Genomic DNA, 25,045 nt, shown 5'->3' with positions numbered 1-25,045 from the left:
ACTTTAAAATATAATAAGGAAAGGGGTTATGCATGATGGACGATCAGGAGCGTCGTTCTATGCCCTTATTTTCAATAGGTATAGTTAAACAGCTTACAGAATTAACAGCCAGACAAATTCGATATTACGAAGAACATAAATTAGTGCATCCAGCTAGAACGAGTGGGAATCAACGATTGTTCTCTTTTAATGATGTAGATCGCCTACTTGAAATTAAAGATTTATTGGATAAAGGCATTAATATGGCCGGCATTAAACTCTTACTTATCAAAGAGGAACAACCTAGCAATACTTACACAGAAGAAGCTCCAGACCAAACATTAACTGATAAAGAATTACGTAAATTACTCAGAAATGAATTGATCCAAGCTGGTAGATTTGGAAAGTCAAGTCTAAGACAAGGAGAGCTATCAAGGTTTTTCCACTAGACCCGAACAGGTAAGAGATAGCGCTTTAACCTAAAAGGTTTTCTTATTCAGTCAAACAACTATATGTTTAATACTTTTTTAAGTGTTAATATAAATTTCCATTAAAAAATAGGAGGAGAATACATGAGTTCTACTTTAACTAAAGAACAGATTATGAAAATGATTGACGAAGAAAACGTACGTTTTATCCGTCTACAATTTACGGATATGCTAGGTACAATCAAGAATGTCGAGATTCCATTAAGTCAATTGGATAAAGCATTTGATAACAAGATGATGTTTGATGGATCATCTATTGAAGGGTTTGTTCGAATTGAAGAATCAGATATGTATCTACGTCCTGATTTAAGTACATTTGTTGTATTTCCTTGGACATCTGACAAAGGAAAAGTAGCACGCTTTATTTGTGATATTTATAATCCAGACGGTACACCGTTTGAAGGGTGTCCTCGTTATAACTTAAAACGTAACTTAGTGAAAATGGAGGAGCTTGGATTCTCTGCATTTAACATTGGGACAGAACCAGAATTCTTCTTGTTTAAATTAGACGAGAAAGGTGATCCTTCATTAGAATTAAATGATAGAGGCGGTTACTTTGACTTAGCACCTACCGACTTAGGTGAAAACTGTCGACGTGATATCGTTTTAGAGCTAGAAGAAATGGGATTTGAAATTGAGGCATCTCACCATGAAGTTGCACCTGGACAGCATGAAATAGATTTTAAGTATTCGGATGCAGTTAAACATGCTGATGATATTCAGACGTTTAAATTAGTTGTTAAAACAATTGCAAGGAAACACAATTTACATGCTACATTTATGCCAAAACCACTTTTTGGTGTTAATGGTTCTGGAATGCACGTAAATATGTCACTATTTAAAGATGGCGAGAATATGTTTTTTGATAAATCTGGTGAAATGGAGCTAAGTGATGTTGCATACCAATTTACTGCAGGAGTCATTAAACACGCAACAAATTTCACTGCAGTAACGAATCCAACTATTAATTCATATAAAAGACTCGTTCCTGGATACGAAGCACCTTGTTATGTGGCTTGGTCTGGAGCAAATAGAAGTCCATTGATTCGAATTCCTTATTCACGTGGTTTAAGTACACGAATTGAAGTGAGAAGTGTTGATCCATCAGCAAATCCATATATGGCGATGGCGGTATTATTAGCTTCAGGATTAGATGGGGTTGAAAACAAACTAACTCCTCCTACTCCAGTTGACCGAAATATTTACGTAATGGATCGTGCAGAGCGTGAGAAAAATGGTATTAAAGATTTACCTGCTACATTAATAGACGCTTTAGAAGAGATGCAAAAAGATAGTACCATTGTAAATGCACTAGGTGAACATTTATTTGAACACTTCATCGAAGCAAAGGAAATTGAATGGGATATGTTCCGTACAACTGTACACCCGTGGGAACGCGAACAATATCTAACTTCATATTAAAGCTTGAAGTTAAATAATTTAGTAATACTAAAGAACCCCTTGATAAAAAATATATCAAGGGGTTTCTTAATGTAAATCATAATCCGATTAATGAATGTTTCGATACAACCCTATCACTTTTCCAAGGATCGTTACATTTCGGTAAATCAATGGTTCCATTGTGGCGTTTTCTGGTTGCAGACGGATATGATCCTTCTCTTTGAAAAAGCGTTTTACAGTTGCTTCATCTTCCTCTGTCATTGCTACAACAATGTCACCGTTTTGTGCAGTATTCTGCTGCTTCACGATAACCATATCCCCATCCAGGATACCAGCTTCTATCATGCTTTCACCTTCAATAACAAGTACGAATACATTCTCATCTGGTCCTGCACTTGAGCTTGGTAAAGGAATAAATTCATCGATATTTTCAACTGCTGTTATTGGTATACCTGCTGTAACTTTACCGATTACTGGAGCATAGCGTGCTTCTTCTCTAGGTATGCTACTTCCCTCTGATAGATTAAGAACTTCAATCGCTCTTGGTTTAGTAGGATCTCTTCTTATGAATCCTTTACTTTCTAACCTTGATAAATGCCCGTGTACAGTAGAACTTGAAGCCAAACCAACAGCTTCAGCTATTTCTCTAACAGAAGGTGGATAACCTTTATGCGATACTTCCTCTTTAATGTAATCCAGTATTGTTTGTTGTCTTTTTGAAAGTTTTGTCATCTAGCGAACACCTCGCGCATAGGATTTATTAATGATAGTTTATCACTTGGTATATGAAAAAGCAAACATTCGTTCGCGAATCTGTTGACAAGATCATATGTTCGGTTTAGAATGATATCAGAGATGAACACGAACAAAAGTTCTTACTTTATTTGAAGGGGCTGATTTATATGTTTGAAAAAGTGACAAAAACGGATGTATTTTATTTAGTTTCTTTTGCATTGACGTTAGGATTTTTATATTTCACAATGATAACTAGCGCATAATATATGTGATTTTATAGTAAGGAGTAATTGGGTTGAATGCTATTATTTATTGTCGAGTAAGTACAGATAAAAAAGAACAAGAAACCTCATTAAAAAGACAAAGAGAAGAACTGACTGCTTTGGCAAGTAAAAACCAATTTACTGTTTTTGATTGTATTGAGGAACAGATGAGTGGTTATGAAATAGACCGGGAAGGTATTTTTAAAATGCTAGATTACTTTTCATCCGGTAAAGCAGACATCCTACTCATACAAGATGAGACACGACTAGGTCGCGGTAATACTAAAATTGCTTTATTTCATCAACTGCAGAAATTAAACATTACCATTTATACAGGTAGCCATGACGGAGAACTGGTATTATCTGAGTCAGATTCAATGGTTCTACAAATAGTAGGTATTGTAGAAGAATACCAGCGTAAGTTACATAACACGAAAATCAAACGAGGTATGAAAAAAGCAGTTGATAACGGATTTGATCCGACACAAAACTTTTCAAACAAGTTTAAAGCACCTGGAAGGGAACGAATTGAATTCCCAATTGAAGAAGTGGTACGATTAAGGGAAAATAAACTTTCTTTCGATGAGATTACAAAGACTCTTAATGGGCTAGGATTTTCTGTTTCCAAAGCAACTGTACACCGTCGTTTCCAGGAGTACCAAAATGCTTGAATATAACCAATAGAAAGCGTAATATAAAAAAGCAAGAACTGCACTTTAGTTCTTGCTTTTTCTATGTTTCAAAGGAGGATGAGCTAAATGATTTCTGAAGAAAAATTACAACGGATAAATATACTTGCCAAAAAAGCAAAAAACAGTGGTTTAACATCAAAAGAAAAAGAAGAGCAACAAGAGTTGAGACAAGAGTATCTAAAAAATGTAAGAAAGTCTTTTAAAAACCAATTTAAAACGATGACCGTAATGGATCCAGAAGGAAATGATGTAACTCCCAAAAAGGTTAGAGATATGCAAGAACGAAATAAGAAACATTAACTTGTTTTTCACTTTTTCAAGATGTTTCTGTTATTGCTTGTTACTAGCTATGTTTCATTATAGAATGAGAAAGGATACAGTAAGCCAGTAAGCCTTTAAAATTGAAAGGGGAATTTTCATGGTAAAAAACGTTGAACAACAATCAATTAATACAATACGTACACTATCAATTGATGCAATCGAAAATGCTAACTCTGGACACCCAGGTTTACCAATGGGTGCTGCTCCTATGGCGTATACGTTATGGACAGACTTTATGAATCACAATCCAAAACATTCAAAATGGTTTAATAGAGATCGATTCGTATTATCAGCAGGTCATGGTTCCATGCTGTTATACAGTTTACTGCATTTGTCCGGGTATGATGTAACGATTGATGACTTAAAGAATTTCCGTCAATGGGATTCTAGAACACCTGGGCATCCAGAAGTTCATCACACAGATGGTGTAGAGGCAACAACTGGACCATTAGGTCAAGGTTTAGCAATGTCTACTGGTATGGCTATGGCAGAGGCACATTTATCTGCTAAATATAACAAAGATGACATTTCCATCATTGATCATTATACGTATGCGCTTGTTAGTGATGGAGACTTAATGGAAGGTATATCACATGAATCAGCATCATTAGCAGGTCATTTAGGTTTAGGTAAACTTATTGCATTATATGATTCAAACGATATTTCCTTAGACGGTGAATTAGATCGTGCGTTTTCAGATAATACAGACCAACGATTTAAAGCATATGGTTGGCAAGTAATTCGTGTTGAGGATGGAAACGATACCCAAGCATTAAGAAGTGCAATTACGGAAGCTCAAAAAACTACTGATCAGCCAACATTAATTGAAGTGAAAACAGTGATAGGATATGGTTCACCAAACAAATCTGCTTCAGCTGCATCACATGGTGCGCCACTTGGTAAAGATGAAGTTCAATTAACAAAAGAAAACTATGAGTGGACACATGAAGAATTTCATGTTCCTGAAGAAGTGTATGCTGATTTTAAAGAAAAGATCGTAAAAAATGGGGCAGATGCCGAAGATAATTGGAACCAATTATTTGCAGCTTATAAAGAGAAGTACCCGGAATTAGCAAGTGAATTGAAACTTGCAATGAATGGGGAACTTCCTAATGATTGGGAAAAGAACTTGCCAGTTTATGAAGCCGGCAAAGATAAGCTTGCCACTAGAGCATCATCTGGAGAAGTTTTAAATGAAATAGCAAAAGCTGTTCCTTACTTTTTTGGCGGAAGTGCAGATTTAGCTGGATCTAATAAAACAACAATTAAAGATGAAGAAGATTTTTCTAGAAATAACTATGCTGGAAGAAATGTATGGTTTGGTGTTCGTGAATTCGCCATGGCAGCAGCATTGAATGGTATGGCGTTACATGGTGGACTTAAAGTATATGCAGGTACATTCTTTGTGTTTAGTGACTATCTAAGACCTGCTGTTAGATTATCAGCAATTATGAATACGCCTGTAACATATGTGTTTACACATGACTCGGTTGCTGTTGGTGAAGATGGCCCAACTCATGAACCTATCGAACAGCTGGCTTCATTACGTGCTATGCCAGGTCTATCATTAATCAGACCAGCAGATGGAAATGAAACACAAGCTGCATGGAGACTTTCTTTAGAATCTAAAAAGCCAACAGCATTAGTATTAACTAGACAAGGCTTACCTACATTAGAAGGAACTAAGGAAAATGCTTATGAAGGTGTTAAGAAAGGGGCATATGTAATAAGTGCTTCTGAGAAAGATACACCTGACGCTTTATTATTAGCTACTGGTTCTGAGGTACAATTAGCAGTAGCATCTCAAGGCGCATTAAGAGAAAAAGGTATAGATGTTAGTGTGGTTAGTATGCCATCATGGGATCGCTTCAATGAACAAGATGAGTCCTATAGAAATTCAGTCATCCCACCTGAAGTTAAAAATAGAGTAGCAATTGAAATGGGTTCACCGTTCGGTTGGGAACGCTATGCCGGAGAAAACGGTTTAGTATTAGGAATTGATACATTTGGCGCTTCTGCTAATGGTGATAAAGTAATAGAGGAATATGGATTTACAGTAAACAATGTTGTAAAACATGTTGAATCATTTATTAAATAACGGAAGAAAAAGATGGTGCTTGTTTATACAAAGTACCATCTTTTTTATTTTGCTTAAACTTTCGACAAAACTAGTGCTATTTCATTTCATAATATGACATAAATTTTAGTAAGAATACGTATAATGAAATATAATAGAGGAGGGATTTTGTTGAAAAATTATACTATCTATTGGATTCAAGAAGAAATAGGCAATCATTTCTTTCACAAATGTGATGTGTTATATAGATTTTTTAAAACATATGAAAACGAAAATAATAGAGTAGACTTAAATGGTCAGTTTCGTTATATTACTAAAGATGTTCCTAAAGAATTAGTGCGGGCTTATATCAAGAATTATTATAGGAATACCAATTCTATTAAAATGAATGGTGATACAATAGAAATATACACTGACCGTCAATATATTTCTTTACATATTCACCAAAAACATATAAAATTCCAATGTGACATGTTACATGAGGCAGAATCACTATTATTTCCTACTTTACGAGCATTTCAGCCGTTTTTATTTATTATAGGAAATGAAAATTATGGTTGGATTTCACCAGTAACCAAGAAGAGAGAGCAAAAACTAGAACAAGTATTGTATTCTTTTCTTTAATTTACTATACTGAATGAGAGACAACACGAAGGAGGAAAGCTGGAATGGGCACGATTTGGGTCGTATTAATTGCAATTGGAGCATTGATTGCTGGTGTTGCTCTTGGATTCTTTATCGCAAGAAAATACATGATGAATTATTTAAAGAAAAACCCACCAATTAATGAACAAATGCTAAGAACTTTAATGATGCAAATGGGACAAAAACCATCGCAAAAGAAAATCAATCAAATGATGCGTTCTATGAATAATCAAACAGATAAATAGTAATGATCGATTATTTTAAGGAAGAGCATTCTCTATTAAACCCCTTGTTATCTAGGTAACAAGGGGTATACTATATTTAAGGTGCAAAAAAGGTTTCGATTTATTGTCATAATCATTTGTAATGTATGCAATATCTTTCTGTTACAATAAATGCGAGTAATTAACTTAGGAGGATATGTATATGTCTGAAATTAATATATTCTTGGCGTTTGGGGCAGGTTTTTTATCTTTTATCTCGCCTTGTGTATTACCTCTATATCCAGCATTTTTATCCTATATAACAGGGATGAGTGTTAGCGAAATAAAAGAAGATAATAAAATGTTAAACAAAAAAAGTTTATTACATACTATTTTCTTTTTACTTGGATTTTCAAGTATTTTTATTATGATAGGATTTACAACATCGTTTGTATCCGATTTTCTTTTAACGTATAAAGAAATTATAAGACAGATCGGAGCAATTTTAATTATATTCTTCGGTCTAGTTATTGTGGGTATTTTTAACTTCCAATTTCTAATGAAGGATAAAAAAATAACATTTAAAAATAGACCTGCAGGATTCTTTGGGTCATTCATTATCGGTATGGCATTTTCCTTAGGGTGGACACCATGTACAGGACCAATTTTGGCAATTGTTTTATCACTTGCTGCGACAAATCCAGATTTAGGTATGGTCATGATGATCAGTTATATTTTAGGGTTCTCAGTACCATTTCTAATTTTATCGTTCTTCATTGGGAAAATGAACTGGATCAAAAAAAATAGTGCTCGATTTGTTAAAATTGGTGGTTATATCATGATTGTTATGGGGGTTGCATTATTCTTTGATTGGATGACAAAGCTTACTTCTTATTTAGCAGGAATATTTGGATTTACTGGTTTTTAAATGTAATGAAAATGGATTTTCTATATAATTTGTATTATGATAATAGGTAGGAATAGTATAAAGGGGCATTTTATATGTATAAACCGAATGATCTCATTTTACGCACAACTACTTCGTTAATTGCCTTTATTTTATTAGGATTTGCTATATACTTATTGTTAGCAGGTCATAACTCACCCGGGGGCGGATTTGTTGGTGGATTAATGACTGCTTCAGCAATATTACTCATGTATATGGCATATGGCTTAGAAGCTGTAAAGAAAATTATACCAATTAATTTCAGGACTATGATTTCAGTTGGCTTATTAATTGCTGTTGCAACAGGAATTGGAGCTTTTATTTTTGACGCGCCTTTTTTAGCACAGACATATGATTACTTTGTTTTTCCTATATTTGGAGAAATTGAGCTAGCGACTGCTATGTTATTTGATATTGGTGTATATCTTACTGTACTGGGTGTAACGATCACGATCATTGTAACTATTGCAAATGATCAATAACTATTATTGGGGGGTAATAATAGAATGGCGAGAATACTAGTAGTTGACGATGCTAACTTTATGAGATTAACTTTAGCGAGCATTTTGAAAAGGGAAAACCATGAAATTGTTGGTGAAGCAGAAAATGGTGAAGAAGCCGTTAAGCAATTTGAAAAACTAAAGCCAGACTTAGTTACAATGGACATAACAATGCCAGTAATGAACGGAATTGATGCACTTAAAGCGATTAAGCAACTGGACTCTGAAGCAAGGATTGTTGTTTGTTCCGCTATGGGACAACAGAAGGTGGTTGTAGAAGCTATTGAACTCGGTGCAAAAGATTTTGTCGTTAAACCTTTTGACGAAAATCGGGTATTAGAAACGGTTAGTCGTGTGTTAAACGAATCTGAAATAACAAGCACCAATAGTTAGTGAACAGGGAAGAGTGATTTTTACATGTTTTGGATAGTAGCAAGTACAATTGTTGCTGCTTTTATGGCCGTTGTTATGATTTTTGTTCGGTTAAAAGCTGCGAAAGAACCAGCCTCTGTTAAAAAAATTATCTTACCGCCACTATTTATGAGTACAGGGGCATTCATGTTTTTGTTTCCAGTATTTCAGGTGAAATGGATTGAGGTATTGGAAGCCTTAAGCGTTGGTATTATTTTTTCTGTCTTTTTAATTAAAACATCCAAATTCGAGATTAAAAATAATAAAATCTATTTAATACCTTCTAAAGCATTTATATTTATTTTATTTGGATTATTGATTGTTAGAATTATAATGAAGTTAGCTATAGGTAGCACCATATCGTTCGGACAAACGAGCGGGATGTTTTTTTTACTGGCATTTGGTATGATCTTAACATGGAGAATATCTATGTTGTATAAGTATCTTCAATTAGAAAAGCAAGTAAGATATTCTAACGAATAAATAAGCGCTTGAACCGATTTGGTTCAAGCGCTTTATTAGTAGCTTAGGAAATAATAAAATTAGGAGCTTGTGGGTTATTGATTAACTCCTTAAGCCACGTTTGGCTACGACGCACGAAGAAAAAGCGGTCTTCTTTTTCGAGGACGTCCTAGTACAGGCGTTGGAAAACTTAGCTTTTACGGCGCTTGCGCTTTTGTTCGCAGATAAGAAAGTATAAAACTTTCTTATCTGCATAAGTGCAACTAAGGCTTATAAGCCAAGTTTTCTAATTATTGTTCAAATAGATGCTCGTAAGGTGTTACATCGATCTCTTTTTGGTCTAATTTTTTTCGAAGGAACTTATGATCCCTTTTAGGAGTGGCAAGAATATATCCTTCTATTAATATATCCTGGGTGATAACTTTCTTTCTCTTTTTCAATGCAATTTCGCCAATTTTGCTTGCAATTTTTTGTCTGGCAACGTCACGAAATAACTCTGGAACTGGTGAAACTAGCTCCTCTAACAAATTTTTTTCATCTTTTTTCCACATGTTCCTTGTTTTTTTCATATAATATTCTTCCCAGTCAAGTGATGATTTCCCATCCTCTTTGGGCATTCGTTTTAGGAATTTACGAAACATAAAAAAACCACCAATCCCCATAAGACCAAGCAAAAGAAATCCCCAAAGTATAATGATGTAATCGATAATTATTGACATGTAATCACCTGTTTCTTTTTATTGAAATATAATAAACTGTTACAAAAATTTACATTATATTTATTTTTCCCAATATTTATAGTAACATTACAAATAATAAGCATTATTTTATACACTACTCATAATTATAATAGGAGTCTATTATACAAACAAGTAACATATTTGTGTATAAATTGTCATATGTATATAAAAAGGTAAAAATCATGTTGGATTTTGGAAAAGGGGTGGAATAATGGAGGAAGATATTGATAAACAAATTAAACAAAATTCCAATATCAGTAACACGGGATCCAATATTGAGGTTTTAAATGATTTACCAGATCCTACTCGCTCAATATTACAATGGATTAATCAAAATAACAATGACATTGTAACATTAGCTGATCAGAATGGAACTATCAAGTTTATATCTAATTCTGTCGAACGTTTGTTGGGGTATAAGGCAGCCGATCTTATTGGGACTATGTGGTATGACAAATTTGCACCATATGATGTTACGTATATCAAAAACTATTTCGATCCCAATACAAATGAAACGCAACTATTTAATGTGAGTATAAAAAACAAAAAGGGAAAATACATATGGTTTGAATGTACGGTAGCTCAAGTGAAAGCAAAAAATAAGGTATATCTAATTTCTATTTTAAAAGACGTAACTGACAAGAAAGAAGCGGAAGAAATGATGATTCGTTCCGAAAAAATGTCTGTCGCTGGTCAATTAGCAGCAGGGATTGCACATGAAATCCGGAATCCATTAACTTCTTTAAAAGGTTTTCTACAATTATTTCAAGCAGGTGTTAATCGAAAAGAAGAATATTATAAAATTATGATTGATGAAATTGAAAAGATGGAAACGATAACCTCTGAACTATTGTTTATTTCAAAGCCTTTAACCGATAATAGAAATAAAGAATCAGTTAAAGACATGCTCGATGATGTTATCTCTTTGTTAAAATCTCAGGCAAAGTTGCAAAACATCAATTTGAAGCTGGATAAAAATATTAGTGGATTTGTTCTTTGTGATCGTTCGCAAATCAAGCAAGTATTAATTAACCTAGTCAAAAATGCTATAGAGGCTATGGATGATGAAGGAACAATTGAGATGAAAGTGCAATCATCTCATTCAAAAATTATAATTGACGTTATTGATGAAGGTCCTGGTATACCAGAAGAAGTTATACATAAATTAGGTGAACCATTTTTTACAACGAAACAAAATGGGACAGGATTAGGCTTAATGATTACCAAGCAAATTTTGGATAAACATGAAGGGAAACTAGACATCTTAAAAAATAATGATAAAGGAAGTACATTTAGAATTAGTTTACCAACTGCATGAGAAATAATATTTTATTTTTAATTTTTTTCTTCAGGAACTATATAAGTAATTTTTATCACTATAAATAAAATTTTAGTATATGGTATAAAACATTAATCATTTGTTTTATACCATTTTTTCATTTAAGATAATAAAGTAGATATATATTCTTGTATTTTTTTAGATTACGAGAATTTTTTAAGTAAATAAATGAAGACTTTTGTCTATATTTAGAAGGTGTTTTCACATATGACAAAAGTAAGATCGAAAGGAGTTAGCATCTTGGGAGAGAATAATACGTTTAACGCTAAGAAGCAGTTTGATTTAAATGGAAAAACGTATAATTATTATCAATTAAAAGCTTTAGAAGAAGCAGGTTTAGGAAAAGTATCACGACTTCCATTTTCTATCAGAGTCTTATTAGAATCACTTGTAAGACAGTATGATGGACGTGTAATCAATGATGAACATGTAAAAGGTTTGACTGAATGGGGTAAAGGTAAAGCAGTAGATGTACCTTTTAAACCTTCACGCGTTATTTTACAGGATTTCACAGGGGTTCCTGCAGTTGTAGATCTTGCATCATTGAGAAAAGCAATGGTTGATTTAGGTGGAGAACCGAATAAAATCAATCCAGAAGTACCTGTGGATTTAGTAATTGACCACTCCGTACAAGTGGACCAATACGGTACACCTAATGCATTACAAGCCAACATGGATCTTGAATTTGAACGTAATGGTGAGCGTTATGAGTTTCTACATTGGGCACAAAAAGCCTTTGAAAACTACCGTGCAGTACCACCAGCAACCGGAATTGTTCACCAGGTTAACCTTGAGTATATTGCAAACGTAGTACATGCATTAGAAAATGAAGATGGTAATTATGATGCATTTCCAGATACGCTATTTGGTACTGATTCACATACAACCATGATTAATGGTCTTGGTGTTCTTGGTTGGGGTGTGGGTGGAATTGAAGCTGAGGCCGGCATGCTAGGTCAACCATCTTATTTCCCAGCACCTGAAGTTATCGGTGTTAAGTTCACAGGAAGCTTCCCACAAGGCACTACAGCAACAGACTTAGCATTAAAAGTAACACAAGTTTTACGTGAGAAAAATGTTGTTGGAAAGTTTGTTGAGTACTTCGGACCAGGACTTCAAGATATGCCACTTGCTGACCGTGCTACTATTTCAAATATGGCACCTGAGTACGGGGCAACGTGTGGTTTCTTCCCTGTTGATAAAGAGGCTCTTAATTACCTGCGTCTTACTGGTCGTAGTGAGGAACATATCTCATTAGTTGAAACATATTGTAAAGAAAATGATCTTTGGTATTCACCTGATCAAAAGGATCCTGAGTACTCAGAGCTAGTAGAAATTGACTTGAGTGACTTAGAACCAAATCTGTCTGGACCAAAACGTCCACAAGATTTAATTTCTTTATCAAATATGCAAAAAGAATTTAACAAGGCTATTACTGCTCCATCTGGAACCCAAGGTTTTGGAATGGATAAATCAGAATTCGATAAAGAAGTAACTGTTGAACATCCAAATGGTAAAACTTCAGTAATGAAAACGGGAGCACTTGCCATTGCAGCAATTACTTCTTGTACAAACACATCTAACCCATATGTTATGTTAGGTGCTGGATTATTAGCTAAGAAAGCCGTAGAAAAAGGCTTAAATGTTCCGGATTACGTTAAAACGTCATTAGCACCTGGTTCTAAAGTTGTTACTCGCTATTTAGAAGATTCAGGCTTAATGAGCTATCTTGACAAGCTTGGATTCAATTTAGTTGGTTATGGTTGTACGACTTGTATCGGGAACTCTGGACCACTACGTGAGGAAATTGAGAAGGCTATTACTGATAGCGACTTAACTGTATCCTCCGTTTTATCGGGTAACCGTAACTTTGAAGGTCGTATTCACCCATTAGTAAAAGCAAACTATCTTGCATCACCACCATTAGTTGTGGCATATGCTTTAGCAGGTACTGTAGATGTAGACTTAACAAAAGATGCACTTGGTACTGATGCGGATGGAGAGCCAATTTACTTAAATGATATTTGGCCATCAATGGAAGAAATCAAGCATGAAGTTCAAAGTGTTGTAAAACCTGAGATCTTCCGTAAAGAATATGAGAATGTTTTTAATTCTAATGAAAAATGGAATGAAATCAACACAACAGATGAACCATTGTTTGAGTGGGATGAAGAGTCAACTTATATTCAAAATCCTCCATTTTTTGATCAGTTATCAAAAGAAGCTGGTACGGTTAATCCGTTGAACAATCTACGTGCAATTGGTATATTTGGCGATTCGGTGACAACTGACCATATTTCACCAGCTGGTGCAATTGCAAAAGATATGCCAGCAGGTCAATACTTGCAGGAGAAACAAGTTTCACCTAGAAACTTTAACTCATATGGTTCTCGCCGAGGTAATCATGAAATTATGATGCGTGGAACATTTGCCAACATTCGAATTCGTAACTTACTTGCACCAGGTACTGAAGGTGGTTATACAACCTACTGGCCTACTGAAGAGGTAATGCCAATTTATGATGCGGCCATGAAATACGAACAAGATGGTACTGGTCTTATCGTAATGGGTGGTAAAGATTACGGTATGGGATCATCTCGTGACTGGGCAGCAAAAGGAACGAACTTACTAGGTATCAAAACAGTTATCGCAGAAAGTTTCGAACGTATTCACCGTTCAAACTTAGTTATGATGGGTGTTCTGCCATTACAGTTTGAAAAAGGACAGAGTGCAGATAAGCTAGGTTTATCAGGAAAAGAAACATTTAACATCGAAATTGATGAAAATGTTAAGCCACATGATCTAGTAAAAGTAACTGCTGTTGATGAAAAAGGTAAAACAACAACATTTAACGTTGTTGCACGTTTCGACAGCGATGTTGAAATCGACTACTACCGTCATGGTGGAATTCTACCAATGGTATTACGTAATAAATTAAAAGCATAATATTCTTTTAGCCAAAAGCAGCTCTTACACATATCAGTGTAGGAGCTGTTTTAATTGTTAGCAGCAGGAAACATGGATTTACGTTTTTGTATTATGAACGTTGTTTGACAATGATGCTTTTTTACTTTACAAACATTCACATTGGGCATAGCATTAGAAACAGTAAAATGGGAAATTAGATTGAAAATTAGTGAGTTAGAGGAGAATTATCATGTATAAGCGATTATTTGGAATTTTGGTAATGGTTGCTTTAATAGGTGTTTTTATATTTAATATACTAGAATCCAATAATGACACTGCAGAGGATGTTAATTCAAATGGGGCTACCATCGTTTCTCCTGATGCAACAGAGGAATATGGCGGAATTGAGCCAGGTGAGGAAGCACCAGACTTTGATCTGGAAACACTATCTGGAGGGTCAGCAAAATTATCGGATTATAGAGGGAAAAAGGTAATATTAAACTTCTGGGCTTCCTGGTGTGGACCATGTAAAAAAGAAATGCCTGAGATGCAAGATTTTTATGAAGAATATCAGGATGAAGTTGAAATAGTTGCTGTCAATTTAACATGGTCAGAAAAAAATGAAAAAAAAGTAGAAAATTTTATTGATCAATATAATTATACATATCCGATTTTATTAGATAAGGATATGAAAGTGAGCAATGACACATACATGGCTTACGCACTTCCTACTACTTATTTCATTGGTACAGATGGCAAGATTCAGCAACCTAGAAAAATTGGACCTATGACATATGAATTTATGGTGGAAATGATTGAATCACTAAATTAATTTATCGTTATTTTTATAAAATTTTGAGTAAATGGTAATACTTCTTAAAAAGGAGTGAATTACTATTTCTCTCAAGAAAAGAATGTCGTTTGAAGAGCTAGTTCAGGAAAACCGTAAACAGATCTTAGAGGATAAAGTACTACTGGAAAGAATAGAACAAGATATGGAGTCAAGAATGCATCAATCATTTAAAAATGTAAGTGGTAAAGAAAATTAATGAAAACAAGGATCTAGGTACACAAGCAATACATTCCTAGAGCCTTGTTTTTATATTGGGAAAAATAAGGTCCGCTTATTCATACATAATTAAAGCTGTAATGTGAAAAATATAGTTATATTTCATCAATTTGTAATATAAAAGGAGAATTCAAATGACAGAAAGAAATAACCAACCAAAACCAGACGATCGTAGCGATAATGTAGAAAAATTACAAGGTATGGTTCAGGATACGATTCAAAATCTTGAAAAAGCACACGAAACCATGCAATTCTCTTCCGGTGAGGAAAAGGAAAATATTAAAGCTAAAAATAAACGGCGAGAAGAAGCGATTGAAGGGATGCGTGACGAGATTAGGGACGAATATCATCATAATCAAGATTAATTAAATGTAACGACAGCCTTTTAAGATTTAAGGCTGTCGTTACTTATTCCTAAAGCAACATAGTCTGATTTGATATACAAATTATGCTAGAATATATTATAAATAGGGAATGAGATACAAGGAGGAAGGAAAATTGAATAAAGTAAAAACGCCGATTGAAGTCAGATATCAAGAAACAGACCAGATGGGCGTTGTCTATCATGCTAATTATTTAATATGGTTTGAAATAGGACGGACAAAATTTATTGAGCATCTTGGGTTTAATTATAATGATATGGAAAAACACCATATCGTTTCACCTGTAGTCGATGCCCAAATTTCGTTTAAAAAGCCGATTCGATATGGTGAAAAAACATCAGTTGAGACGTGGCTTGAACAATATGATGGAGTACGAACGATTTATGGTTATAACATCCTAAATCAAGAGGGAGACGTTGCAGTAAGTGGAACAACAAAACATGTAATTGTGAAAAAAGATAGTTTTCGTCCACTTTCTCTAAGAAAAAAATTCCCTGATTGGCATGAAGCATATATACAACAATTAAATGGGGTATCTTGATGGCTTTTGGGATTAATAAAATTGAATTGAGAGTCTGGAAAGACCAGGTCCGGAAAGGGAATATATCTATTCTAACCCATTATTGGCTTGATGAACGATTTCCAAATTGTTATACAGTAACAAAAGTTGGTTGTAATAATATGGAAAGGCTTATAAAGTGGGGTGAGAAATACGGTTTACAAGCAGAATGGATACATAATGATCCTGTATATCCACATTTCGATTTGTTTGGTGAAAGACAAAGGGAAATATTACTTAAGGAAAATCAGTTGGATCATATCAAAAAATTTAACCTATAAAAGGCGTTTTCAAACGCCCTTTATAGGTTATTCATCGTAGATAAATTCTGGTTCCTGTTTTTCTTGATTGAATTCTATTGTAAGGTTCTTATCATCAAAATACCAAGCATCTTTTTCTTTGATGAAAAAAGTAATATCTCCTACTTCACAGGAGGCATATACATCATCCATTTTATCTGTTGTAATAGCTAGAGAATAACCTGGTATAATCCCACCAAATCCATATCGAACATAAAAACGTAAAGAAGTGGGCTGTTGTACGTCGAATTCTTCTTTATACCAATTTGCTGCCTCTTTCGTAACAAGTAATTTCACGTAGTCACACTCCTAGTAAATAGCCACTTTAATTAGTTTCTTTTCGCTTTTTTTCTGGTACTAAATCGACTCCACCAGCGTGAAAAGGGTGGCATTTGCTAATTCGTTTTATAGTTAAGTAGCTGCCTTTAAATACACCGAATCGCTTATAGGCTTCTAACCCATATTCTGAACATGTCGGAAAGAATCTACATGTGGGTGGCTTAAATGGACTAATTACTTTCTGGTAAAATTTAATTAAGCCGATAAATATATACTTCATAATAATACCCGATTCCTTTATAGATTATTATTAAGTTTATTATAGGTTACAGATGCAATAGCATCATGCATATGAATAGACTCTTCATTTCTACAAACTACTTGAAACTGTGTCACAAAATTCATTTCATACAAATCAGCAGCCACTAACCGAACCATATCCTCGACAAATCGTGGGTTCTCGTACGCTTGTTCGGTGACCATTTTTTCATCGGGACGTTTTAAAACGGGATGTAGTCGAGCACTAGCATTACTTTCAGCTGCTTCTAACAGCAATTCTTTCCAGTCCATATGGTCTTCATCAAAGGACTCGTCTAAATCAACTTCCATCGTAACACGCCCACGTTGATTATGGGCACTGTATTCACTAATTTCCTTTGAACAAGGACATAATGTTGTAATAAGTCCAGATAAAGAAGCTTTCATATCAAATCCTGCTTTTTTATCATACGATACAGTAACTGTTACATCAGCGTGATTCATCCCAGGAAGGTTTGAATGAGGGCCCCGACGTTCGAAAAACCATGGGTACGATATTATGGTAGTAGCGTCTTTTTGTTTTAGTCGAACGGCTAACTCTTTGGTAAATTGTTTCAGTGACTTAAAATCTGCAGTAAACCCTTTTTCATGATACATGTTCAAGTGTTCAGTGAAACGACTCATATTCGTACCTTTACTTGATTTATCAATACTAGATGTAAATTGAAAGGTGCCAATCGTTGTTTGACTAGTAGGTTTTAGCTTGCTTTTTATCACTATAGGGTGCTTCACGTTAGCGATACCAACAGCATCTAAATCAAATAAAAAGTCCTTTTTAGTATTTTGTAAATCTGCCATATCACTTTTCTCAACAGGTTTTGATCTTGGCCCTGGCTCAACAGATCCGAATAATTTATGTCGTAGTGCTTTATTTGGTAGTGATTTATTTGGGAATGTTTGTATTTTATCCATAACGGTGTCCCCTTTCTCCTATTGCCTATTTCAAAGTATACTGAAGTCATTTTTATTATTCAATTGATTGGTTTTACAGTATAGTACACACTTTACATCCATTTTATTTTTGGTTCCGTTTTATCTTTAATACGTTTAATATTTTCTGAATGGCGGTATAACACAAAAATAGCTAATACTGACATAATAACAATGAGTCCTATTTCCTCTTGTAATAAAAATGCCATAAGAACAGAAACTAACCCCGTAACCATGGAAGATAGAGACACATATTTAGATATATATAGTGTGATGATAAACGTAGCAATTACAATTAGAAATAGTAAGGGGCTAACTGCTAAGATAATTCCCCCAGATGTTGCAACTGCCTTTCCACCTTTAAATTTAGCGAATATAGGATAAGTGTGCCCTAAAACTGCAAAAAGTCCAATTAGTAGTGGGTACACTTCAGCAGCCAATAAGATTGGAATAATGGTTGCAACTGTTCCTTTTAAAATATCTGCAATTGTAACAATACTACCGGCTTTAACACCAAGTACACGGAATGCATTTGTTGCTCCCAAATTACCACTGCCATGCTGACGCACATCAATATTATATATCGACTTCCCAACAATAAGTGCAGAGGGAATAGAGCCTAATAAATATGAAATGATAGCAAAAATAAGATAATCCATATTATGTCCTTCTTTCGTAATTATTCTAGTAAATAAGCATAATCTTATTTTATCATGAAGTAGAGAAGTAAAGAACCTAAAAGATAAAACTAAATGCAAGATGCTAGCAACCAATTTATGATTATTTTAGGTTTATTTCGCAAGTTTGTTACTATTGATATTAATTGTTACATAATAGATATAAACTGCGACGTAACTTTAGGCTTATTTCTAAGAACGCGTGCTATTGTCGCCGTCTGGGATCGCTACGGGCGGATGCTTTCCGCGGGCACGGCTTCAGCCTCCGAAGCGGAAAACCACCGCTTCGGTGTCTTCAGACACGTGCTGTTCCCGCAGGAGTCACCTCCCTCCGCTCACCCTGACTGGTAAGGGGTTCTATTAATACTAATACAGTCCCACGACAGTAACAGAAATAACAGCGGAGGAAATACACGTAGACTCCTCGAAAATACAAACCGATTTTCTGCGTACGATGTCTAGCTATGTAGCTTTCCTTATCCTGTGGGAGCAGAGGCCTAGGAGGCTGTCCGACGAAGTGAAATTGCCGAATATTTATTCAAAATATGGTGGATTATACATTAATAATTCAGTGTGAATGCATATATATTCACAGAAATTATTCCATCGGACAGCCTCCTAGCCTGAGACCCCAGAGAGCGTTAGCTCGAGGAGGCTCATCAGCCGCCCACGGGTAGAAGACACTGCGCAGTGAAACGAAGCAGATGTCGCACTTGTACCCGGATGGGTGAAAGCGAAGTGTATTTCCGTAGTGGTAGCGGAGCACTAATCGTGTTTTCAAGTTATGTCGCATTTTATATCAACTGTTGAATAGTCGTAGGGCAACAATCTTTTTTAAAAGATGTTTTGATTATACTATAATAGGGTAATAACATGTTGATTAGAAAACTTGACTTATCACCAAGCCTTAATGTCGAAAGCCTTAAATGCAGTTATGTAGATAAGTAAGTTTATTATCTACTAAAAATAAGTTTTAAGGGAGGATGTAGATGATAGAATTTAAAAATGTAAATAAGGAATATCCAGATGGAACAAAAGCGTTAACAGACTTTTCTTTACAAATAAATAACGGGGAACTCGTAACGTTAATTGGACCAAGTGGATGTGGTAAGACAACAACAATGAAAATGATTAATCGTTTAATAGAACCAACGTCTGGCTCCGTATACATAAATAATAAAGACGTACAGGATTATAATATCCATGAATTACGGTGGAACATCGGGTATGTATTGCAGGAAATAGCATTATTTCCTCATATGACGATCGAAGAAAATATTGCAGTTGTACCGGAAATGAAAAAGTGGAAGCGAAAAGATATTCGTAAGCGTGTTAGTGAATTATTAAATATGGTAGGACTGGATCCCAACATATATCAAAAGCGAATGCCAAGAGAATTGTCTGGTGGAGAACAACAAAGAATTGGTGTGATCCGGGCTTTAGCGGCAGATCCGGATATTATTTTAATGGATGAACCTTTTAGTGCATTAGATCCAATAAGTAAGGAACAATTACAACATGATATTCGTTCGTTACAAAAAGAAATACAAAAAACAATAGTCTTTGTAACCCATGACATGGATGAAGCTTTGGCTCTAGGTGATAAGGTATGCTTAATGAAGGATGGAAGGGTAGTGCAAATAGATCCTCCTCAATCATTAATTCTCAATCCGAAAACAGATTTCGTAAAAGACTTTATTGGTGAACGAAAATCACCTTGGCAAACCGCGATTGATGTAATTGCTGATCGATCAGGTAAACAAGTGTTACGTAAGAAAGATGTAGATCAGCATGAGTTTGCCGAGACTGGGATGTTTATGATCAGTGATGAAGATCATACTTTTATCGGTGCAATGAAGGACGGGAAACAGATTGATAGTGAGATATTAGCAAATGATATGCCACTTTATAAGGCAACAGAAGTGATTCAATCAAGTGATCAGGAGATTTTCCCGGTTGTTAAAAACCAACAACTAATCGGTACACTTAGTAATAGAAATATTGTGTCCTTCTTAAAAACAAAGACTAAGGTTGAAAACGGGGTGATTCAGAAATGAATGAATTTATTTCTGTTTTCCAGCAGCGTCAGGATATTTTACTTGAAACGATCTGGGAGCATTTACAAATTTCATTAATGTCACTTATAATAGCGATTTTCATTGCTGTACCTTTAGGTCTTTTGTTGACAACACATAACCGAATTGCCGAACCTATTATTGGTATATCTGCTATTATGCAGACAATACCGAGTCTAGCCGTTTTAGCTTTTTTGATACCATTTTTTGGTATTGGCACAACCCCTGCTATTATAGCGTTAACTGCATATGGTCTTTTACCTATATTAAGAAATACATACACAGGCATTAAAGAAGTTAATCCTGCTTTGAAAGAAGCAGCAACAGGTATGGGTATGAATTCGTTTAAACGATTAACAAAAGTGGAATTGCCGATCGCAATGCCTGTAATAATGGCGGGGATCCGGACGTCAATGGTTTTAATTGTTGGAACGACTACGATTGCTGCATTAATTGGAGCAGGTGGGCTTGGGGAATTGATACTCTTAGGCCTTGATCGTGGTGCTGATATTAATTTAATTCTATTAGGAGCTATACCAGCAGCATTGTTAGCAATTATTTTAGATATTATTTTGAGAGGTTTTGAACGTATCTCCAAAAAAGCTGGGTTTAAATCGTTCATTGCGATGTTAATTATTGCGGTATTAGTAGTTGCCTCGCCGTTTATGATCAATTCATCTAAAAATACAGATTTAGTAATCGGAGCAAAGTTAGGGTCAGAGCCCACGGTTTTAATCAACATGTATAAGCTATTAATCGAAGAAGAGACTGATTTAGATGTAGAACTAAGGCCTAGTCTTGGTAAAACTGCTTTTGTGTTTTCTGCATTACAACAAGGAAGTATTGATATTTACCCAGAATTTACAGGAACAGCAATTGTTACTCATCTAGATCAAGCAACAGAGAGTAATGATTCTCAGGTAGTTTATCAACAAGCAGAGCAGGGAATGAATGCACAATATAATATGGCATTTTTGCAACCAATGCAGTTTAATAACACGTATACCGTTTCAACCACTCAATCATTTGCTGAACAGTATAATTTGGAAACAATTGGTGATCTCAAGGGTATTGAAGATCGAGTCACGGCAGGATTTACCTTGGAATTTAAAGATCGCTATGATGGATATGTAGGCATGCAAGATGTGTATGATCTAAATTTGGATACCATCCGTACAATGGAACCAGGTCTTAGACAGGATGCTTTATCAAATGGTGAAGTCGATATTATTGATGCATACGCCACAGATAGTTACATGATTGAATTGGATCTCGTTACATTAAAAGATGCAGAAAACTTATTCCCACCATACCAGGGTGCACCACTTCTAAGAAATGATACGTTAGACAAATATCCCGAAATAGAGGCTATATTAAATAAACTTGGTGGTAAAATAACGGATGAGGAAATGCGTGAAATGAATTACCAAGTTGATTATGAGGACAGAGAGCCCCGTGAAGTAGCAAGAGAATTTTTAACAGAACAAGGAATTATAGAATAATAAAAGGAGAGTGTTGTTATATGTCTTGGGAAAACCCAACAAACGAAACTATAAAAGAAGTGCTTGAATCAGCTAATACGATTGCTGTTGTAGGATTATCTGATAATCCTAACCGTACATCACATCAGGTCTCCAAAATAATGCAAGAAAACGGTTATAAGATTATCCCGGTTAACCCAACCGTTAATGAAGTATTAGGGGAAAAAGCGTATCCTTCCTTAACGGATGTTCCGGGAGAAATTGATATTATAAATGTTTTCAGAAGGCCTGAGCATCTGCCTGAGATTGCCAAAGAGGCAGCAAAGACAGACTGCCGCGTATTTTGGGCACAACAAGGAATTGTAAATGAAGAAGCACATGATTACTTGAAGGAGAGAAATTTCACTGTAATAATGGATATGTGCATTAAAGTGGTACACTCTGTATTATTAAACTGATAAGCGAGTTTAAAGGATGACTGTGAGTGGTCATCCTTTTTGATTCGTACAGGCAAAATCATAAAATTTCCGAGACTGGATTAATGTATTAACTGTGAATACCACCTCCAGATTCGACGTAAAGGACAAGGAATGCTTCCCTGAAAAACATCACACGCAGAAAAGCGTTTTTCTTTTTTCAAGGACGTGGTGTTTTCAAGACACTCCAGGGTGTGATAAAGGCATCCACGCTTATACTTGTCGTGTCTTTCAAGGCGCTTCTAGCTTTTGTTCTTTGTATGTTCAAATGTTTTTGTTCTCTATACAATCTGTTTTTAAATGTAGTATACTTATTAACATGTTTAAGAATAGGACGAATAAATAAAAATAAATTGGCAAACGTTCGTTCTATTATTATAATAGAACGATAAGTGAAGGGGTAAGGAAAAAAGGAAGGGGTCAAAAGTTACATGTCAAAACAATCATTACAATATACAGATGATTCCATACAAGTACTAGAAGGTTTAGATGCAGTCAGGAAAAGACCCGGTATGTATATAGGTAGTACAGATCTGCGTGGATTGCATCATTTGGTTTTTGAAATTGTTGATAATGCAGTTGATGAAGCCTTAGCTGGTTATGGTGAAAGAATAAAAGTAACTGTACATAAGGATAACAGCATTTCAGTTGAAGATAGTGGTAGAGGTATTCCTACTGGAATGCACAGTACCGGAAAGCCAACCATGGAAGTCATATTTACTGTATTACATGCAGGAGGTAAATTTGGTCAAGGCGGATATAAAACGAGTGGTGGCCTTCACGGCGTCGGAGCTTCTGTTGTTAACGCTTTGTCTGAGTGGATGGAAATTACCACTTTCCGTGATGGAAATACATACTATCAACGGTTTGAACATGGTGGGAAACCAGTTGGAAAACTTGAAAAAAAAGGACCGACCAAGAAAAAGGGGACTATTATTCACTTTAAACCTGACGAAACTATATTCTCTAATACGACGTACAATTTTGAAACACTTACAGAACGTTTACGTGAGGCTGCCTTTTTATTAAAAGGCTTAAAGATAGAAGCTATTGATGAACGCGAAAAACTAAAGGAAGAGTATCAGTTTCCAGATGGGTTGCAGTCATTTGTAGATTATTTAAATGAGGAAAAGGATACACTTCATCAAGTTGTTTCATTTGAAGGGGAACAGCATGACATTGAAGTTGATTTTGCATTTCAATTTAATGATGGATATGCAGAAAGTATGCTTTCTTTTGTGAATCATGTCCGTACACGTGATGGTGGTACGCATGAGTCAGGCGCCCGAACTGCTATTACAAGAACTGTCAATGATTATGCGAGAAGAACTTCGCTCTTAAAAGAAAAAGATAAAAACCTAGAAGGAACAGACATCCGTGAAGGATTCACAGCGATTGTTTCTGTTCGTATTCCAGAAGAAATCCTTCAATTTGAGGGACAAACAAAAGGGAAATTAGGCACATCTGAAGCGAGATCTGCAGTAGATTCAGTCGTATCTGAAAAACTTTCCTATTTCTTAGAAGAGAATCCAGACGTTTCAAATTTGCTAATCCGTAAAGCAATCAAAGCAAAAGAAGCTCGTGAAGCGGCACGTAAAGCTCGAGAAGATGCAAGGTCGGGTAAGAAAAAGCGAAGGAAAGATGCAATTTTAAGTGGCAAGTTAACTCCAGCACAGTCTAAAAACCCCAAAAAGAATGAATTGTACCTAGTGGAGGGTGATTCTGCAGGGGGCTCAGCTAAACAAGGAAGAGATCGTAAATTTCAGGCCGTATTACCTTTAAGAGGTAAAGTTATTAACACAGAGAAAGCTAAACTTCAGGATGTTTTAAAAAATGAAGAGATTTCTACCATCATTCATACAATTGGTGCTGGTGTCGGCGGAGATTTCGATTTAGAAGATGTACAATACGATAAAATAGTAATTATGACTGATGCTGATACAGATGGTGCTCATATTCAAGTATTATTACTGACATTTTTTTACCGATATATGCGTTCCCTTATTGAAGCCGGAAAAATATATATCGCATTGCCACCCTTATATAAAGTTTCAAAAGGAAAAGGTAAAAAAGAGAAAATTGTCTATGCTTGGGATGATGATGAAATGAGAAAAGCAATAAAAGAATTTAAAAACGGATATATTATCCAACGCTATAAAGGTTTAGGCGAAATGAACGCAGATCAGCTTTGGGAAACTACGATGAATCCAGAATCAAGAACATTGATCCGTGTGACAATTGAAGACCTTGCAAGAGCTGAACGAAGAGTAACAACTTTAATGGGAGACAAGGTTGAACCAAGAAGAAAATGGATTGAAGGCCATGTAGAATTTGGTATGACCGAAGACGCAAATATATTAGAAAACGATAAACTTCACAGTTAATTAAAA

28 protein-coding genes are annotated in these 25,045 nt (G+C 35.2%); 22 read left to right on the top strand and 6 right to left on the bottom strand.

Translation table 11 applies throughout. From position 1 onward, the window contains the following. The first annotated feature begins 35 nt into the window (after window positions 1–35). Both ACFQ3N_RS05680 and glnA read left to right on the top strand, forming a co-directional pair. A complete protein-coding gene (locus ACFQ3N_RS05680) occupies window positions 36–428 on the top strand; it encodes a MerR family transcriptional regulator (RefSeq protein ID WP_390360380.1) in 393 nt (130 codons plus the stop codon). 123 nt (window positions 429–551) lie between these two features. Beyond that, window positions 552–1,889: a type I glutamate--ammonia ligase gene (gene glnA / locus ACFQ3N_RS05675; RefSeq protein WP_390360378.1), complete on the top strand. Its 1,338-nt coding sequence runs from the start codon at window positions 552–554 to the stop codon at window positions 1,887–1,889. 87 nt (window positions 1,890–1,976) lie between these two features. On the opposite strand, the gene lexA is transcribed toward glnA, so the two are convergent. Next, on the bottom strand, window positions 1,977–2,600 hold the full coding sequence (lexA, locus tag ACFQ3N_RS05670) for a transcriptional repressor LexA (protein WP_390360376.1): 624 nt from the start codon (window positions 2,598–2,600) through the stop codon (window positions 1,977–1,979). A gap of 298 nt (window positions 2,601–2,898) precedes the next feature. Here lexA and ACFQ3N_RS05665 point away from each other — a divergent pair, with 298 nt between their 5' ends. From ACFQ3N_RS05665 to ACFQ3N_RS05625, 9 genes are all read left to right on the top strand, one after another. After that, window positions 2,899–3,537, top strand: coding sequence for a YneB family resolvase-like protein (locus ACFQ3N_RS05665; protein WP_390360374.1), 639 nt, complete (start codon window positions 2,899–2,901; stop codon window positions 3,535–3,537). A gap of 87 nt (window positions 3,538–3,624) precedes the next feature. Continuing rightward, complete coding sequence (locus ACFQ3N_RS05660) at window positions 3,625–3,858, top strand: DUF896 domain-containing protein (protein WP_390360372.1); 234 nt, start codon at window positions 3,625–3,627, stop codon at window positions 3,856–3,858. A gap of 118 nt (window positions 3,859–3,976) precedes the next feature. Further along, window positions 3,977–5,977: a transketolase gene (tkt, locus tag ACFQ3N_RS05655; protein ID WP_390360370.1), complete on the top strand. Its 2,001-nt coding sequence runs from the start codon at window positions 3,977–3,979 to the stop codon at window positions 5,975–5,977. Between the two features lie 150 nt (window positions 5,978–6,127). Continuing rightward, the gene (gene sirA / locus ACFQ3N_RS05650) at window positions 6,128–6,580 is read left to right on the top strand and encodes a sporulation inhibitor of replication protein SirA (protein WP_390360368.1); all 453 of its coding nucleotides are present in this window, start codon (window positions 6,128–6,130) and stop codon (window positions 6,578–6,580) included. A 44-nt stretch (window positions 6,581–6,624) separates the two neighbouring features. Continuing rightward, a complete protein-coding gene (locus ACFQ3N_RS05645) occupies window positions 6,625–6,846 on the top strand; it encodes a YneF family protein (protein WP_390360367.1) in 222 nt (73 codons plus the stop codon). Window positions 6,847–7,027: 181 nt separating this feature from the next. After that, complete coding sequence (locus ACFQ3N_RS05640) at window positions 7,028–7,732, top strand: cytochrome c biogenesis CcdA family protein (protein ID WP_390360366.1); 705 nt, start codon at window positions 7,028–7,030, stop codon at window positions 7,730–7,732. 74 nt (window positions 7,733–7,806) lie between these two features. Next, window positions 7,807–8,232 (top strand): Na(+)/H(+) antiporter subunit B, encoded by a 426-nt coding sequence (locus ACFQ3N_RS05635; RefSeq protein ID WP_390360364.1) that lies wholly within the window; start codon window positions 7,807–7,809, stop codon window positions 8,230–8,232. Between the two features lie 24 nt (window positions 8,233–8,256). Then, window positions 8,257–8,643 (top strand): response regulator, encoded by a 387-nt coding sequence (locus ACFQ3N_RS05630; protein WP_390360363.1) that lies wholly within the window; start codon window positions 8,257–8,259, stop codon window positions 8,641–8,643. Window positions 8,644–8,667: 24 nt separating this feature from the next. Beyond that, a complete protein-coding gene (locus ACFQ3N_RS05625; protein WP_390360361.1) occupies window positions 8,668–9,144 on the top strand; it encodes a CcdC family protein in 477 nt (158 codons plus the stop codon). 269 nt (window positions 9,145–9,413) lie between these two features. Here ACFQ3N_RS05625 and ACFQ3N_RS05620 read toward each other — a convergent pair whose 3' ends face one another. Further along, window positions 9,414–9,842, bottom strand: coding sequence for a DUF2621 family protein (locus ACFQ3N_RS05620; protein ID WP_390360359.1), 429 nt, complete (start codon window positions 9,840–9,842; stop codon window positions 9,414–9,416). Window positions 9,843–10,074: 232 nt separating this feature from the next. On the opposite strand from ACFQ3N_RS05620, the gene ACFQ3N_RS05615 reads away from it, so the two are divergent. From ACFQ3N_RS05615 to ACFQ3N_RS05585, 7 genes are all read left to right on the top strand, one after another. Then, entirely contained in the window at window positions 10,075–11,181 is a 1,107-nt protein-coding gene (locus tag ACFQ3N_RS05615) for an ATP-binding protein (RefSeq protein ID WP_390360358.1), read from the top strand. 261 nt (window positions 11,182–11,442) lie between these two features. Further along, a complete protein-coding gene (acnA, locus tag ACFQ3N_RS05610) occupies window positions 11,443–14,148 on the top strand; it encodes an aconitate hydratase AcnA (protein WP_390360356.1) in 2,706 nt (901 codons plus the stop codon). A gap of 211 nt (window positions 14,149–14,359) precedes the next feature. Next, entirely contained in the window at window positions 14,360–14,941 is a 582-nt protein-coding gene (locus tag ACFQ3N_RS05605; RefSeq protein WP_390360354.1) for a redoxin domain-containing protein, read from the top strand. Between the two features lie 82 nt (window positions 14,942–15,023). Then, entirely contained in the window at window positions 15,024–15,158 is a 135-nt protein-coding gene (locus ACFQ3N_RS05600; RefSeq protein ID WP_390360352.1) for an FbpB family small basic protein, read from the top strand. Window positions 15,159–15,312: 154 nt separating this feature from the next. Continuing rightward, window positions 15,313–15,543, top strand: a complete 231-nt coding sequence (gene tlp / locus ACFQ3N_RS05595) for a small acid-soluble spore protein Tlp (protein WP_390360350.1) — start codon at window positions 15,313–15,315, stop codon at window positions 15,541–15,543. Window positions 15,544–15,676: 133 nt separating this feature from the next. After that, complete coding sequence (locus ACFQ3N_RS05590) at window positions 15,677–16,102, top strand: acyl-CoA thioesterase (RefSeq protein WP_390360349.1); 426 nt, start codon at window positions 15,677–15,679, stop codon at window positions 16,100–16,102. Beyond that, window positions 16,102–16,401, top strand: a complete 300-nt coding sequence (locus ACFQ3N_RS05585) for a hypothetical protein (RefSeq protein WP_390360347.1) — start codon at window positions 16,102–16,104, stop codon at window positions 16,399–16,401. Before ACFQ3N_RS05590 ends, ACFQ3N_RS05585 begins: the two co-directional genes overlap by 1 nt. Before the next feature lie 27 nt (window positions 16,402–16,428). On the opposite strand, the gene ACFQ3N_RS05580 is transcribed toward ACFQ3N_RS05585, so the two are convergent. The 4 genes from ACFQ3N_RS05580 to plsY form a co-directional block, all read right to left on the bottom strand. Next, window positions 16,429–16,716, bottom strand: a complete 288-nt coding sequence (locus ACFQ3N_RS05580; protein WP_390360346.1) for a HesB/YadR/YfhF family protein — start codon at window positions 16,714–16,716, stop codon at window positions 16,429–16,431. A gap of 28 nt (window positions 16,717–16,744) precedes the next feature. Beyond that, window positions 16,745–16,978: a membrane protein insertion efficiency factor YidD gene (gene yidD, locus ACFQ3N_RS05575; protein ID WP_390360344.1), complete on the bottom strand. Its 234-nt coding sequence runs from the start codon at window positions 16,976–16,978 to the stop codon at window positions 16,745–16,747. Window positions 16,979–16,995: 17 nt separating this feature from the next. Continuing rightward, window positions 16,996–17,928 carry a GTP cyclohydrolase FolE2 gene (folE2, locus tag ACFQ3N_RS05570; RefSeq protein ID WP_390360342.1) on the bottom strand — a complete coding sequence of 311 codons (933 nt, stop codon included), beginning with the start codon at window positions 17,926–17,928 and terminating at the stop codon, window positions 16,996–16,998. Window positions 17,929–18,020: 92 nt separating this feature from the next. Next, window positions 18,021–18,605: a glycerol-3-phosphate 1-O-acyltransferase PlsY gene (plsY, locus tag ACFQ3N_RS05565; protein ID WP_390360341.1), complete on the bottom strand. Its 585-nt coding sequence runs from the start codon at window positions 18,603–18,605 to the stop codon at window positions 18,021–18,023. Between the two features lie 1,007 nt (window positions 18,606–19,612). Between plsY and ACFQ3N_RS05560 the strand changes: the two genes are divergently transcribed. From ACFQ3N_RS05560 to parE, 4 genes are all read left to right on the top strand, one after another. Beyond that, window positions 19,613–20,680, top strand: a complete 1,068-nt coding sequence (locus ACFQ3N_RS05560) for an ABC transporter ATP-binding protein (RefSeq protein WP_390360339.1) — start codon at window positions 19,613–19,615, stop codon at window positions 20,678–20,680. Next, window positions 20,677–22,200 (top strand): ABC transporter permease/substrate-binding protein, encoded by a 1,524-nt coding sequence (locus ACFQ3N_RS05555; RefSeq protein ID WP_390360337.1) that lies wholly within the window; start codon window positions 20,677–20,679, stop codon window positions 22,198–22,200. The genes ACFQ3N_RS05560 and ACFQ3N_RS05555 overlap by 4 nt, the downstream gene beginning before the upstream one ends. Window positions 22,201–22,220: 20 nt before the next feature. Next, entirely contained in the window at window positions 22,221–22,637 is a 417-nt protein-coding gene (locus tag ACFQ3N_RS05550; protein WP_390360335.1) for a CoA-binding protein, read from the top strand. Between the two features lie 449 nt (window positions 22,638–23,086). Continuing rightward, window positions 23,087–25,039, top strand: a complete 1,953-nt coding sequence (gene parE, locus ACFQ3N_RS05545; protein WP_390360333.1) for a DNA topoisomerase IV subunit B — start codon at window positions 23,087–23,089, stop codon at window positions 25,037–25,039. Window positions 25,040–25,045 lie beyond the last annotated feature (6 nt).

The organism is Virgibacillus byunsanensis, from assembly GCF_042675965.1.
Taxonomy (GTDB): domain Bacteria; phylum Bacillota; class Bacilli; order Bacillales; family Amphibacillaceae; genus Virgibacillus_R; species Virgibacillus_R byunsanensis.
This window is presented reverse-complemented; position numbering and strand designations above follow the sequence as displayed.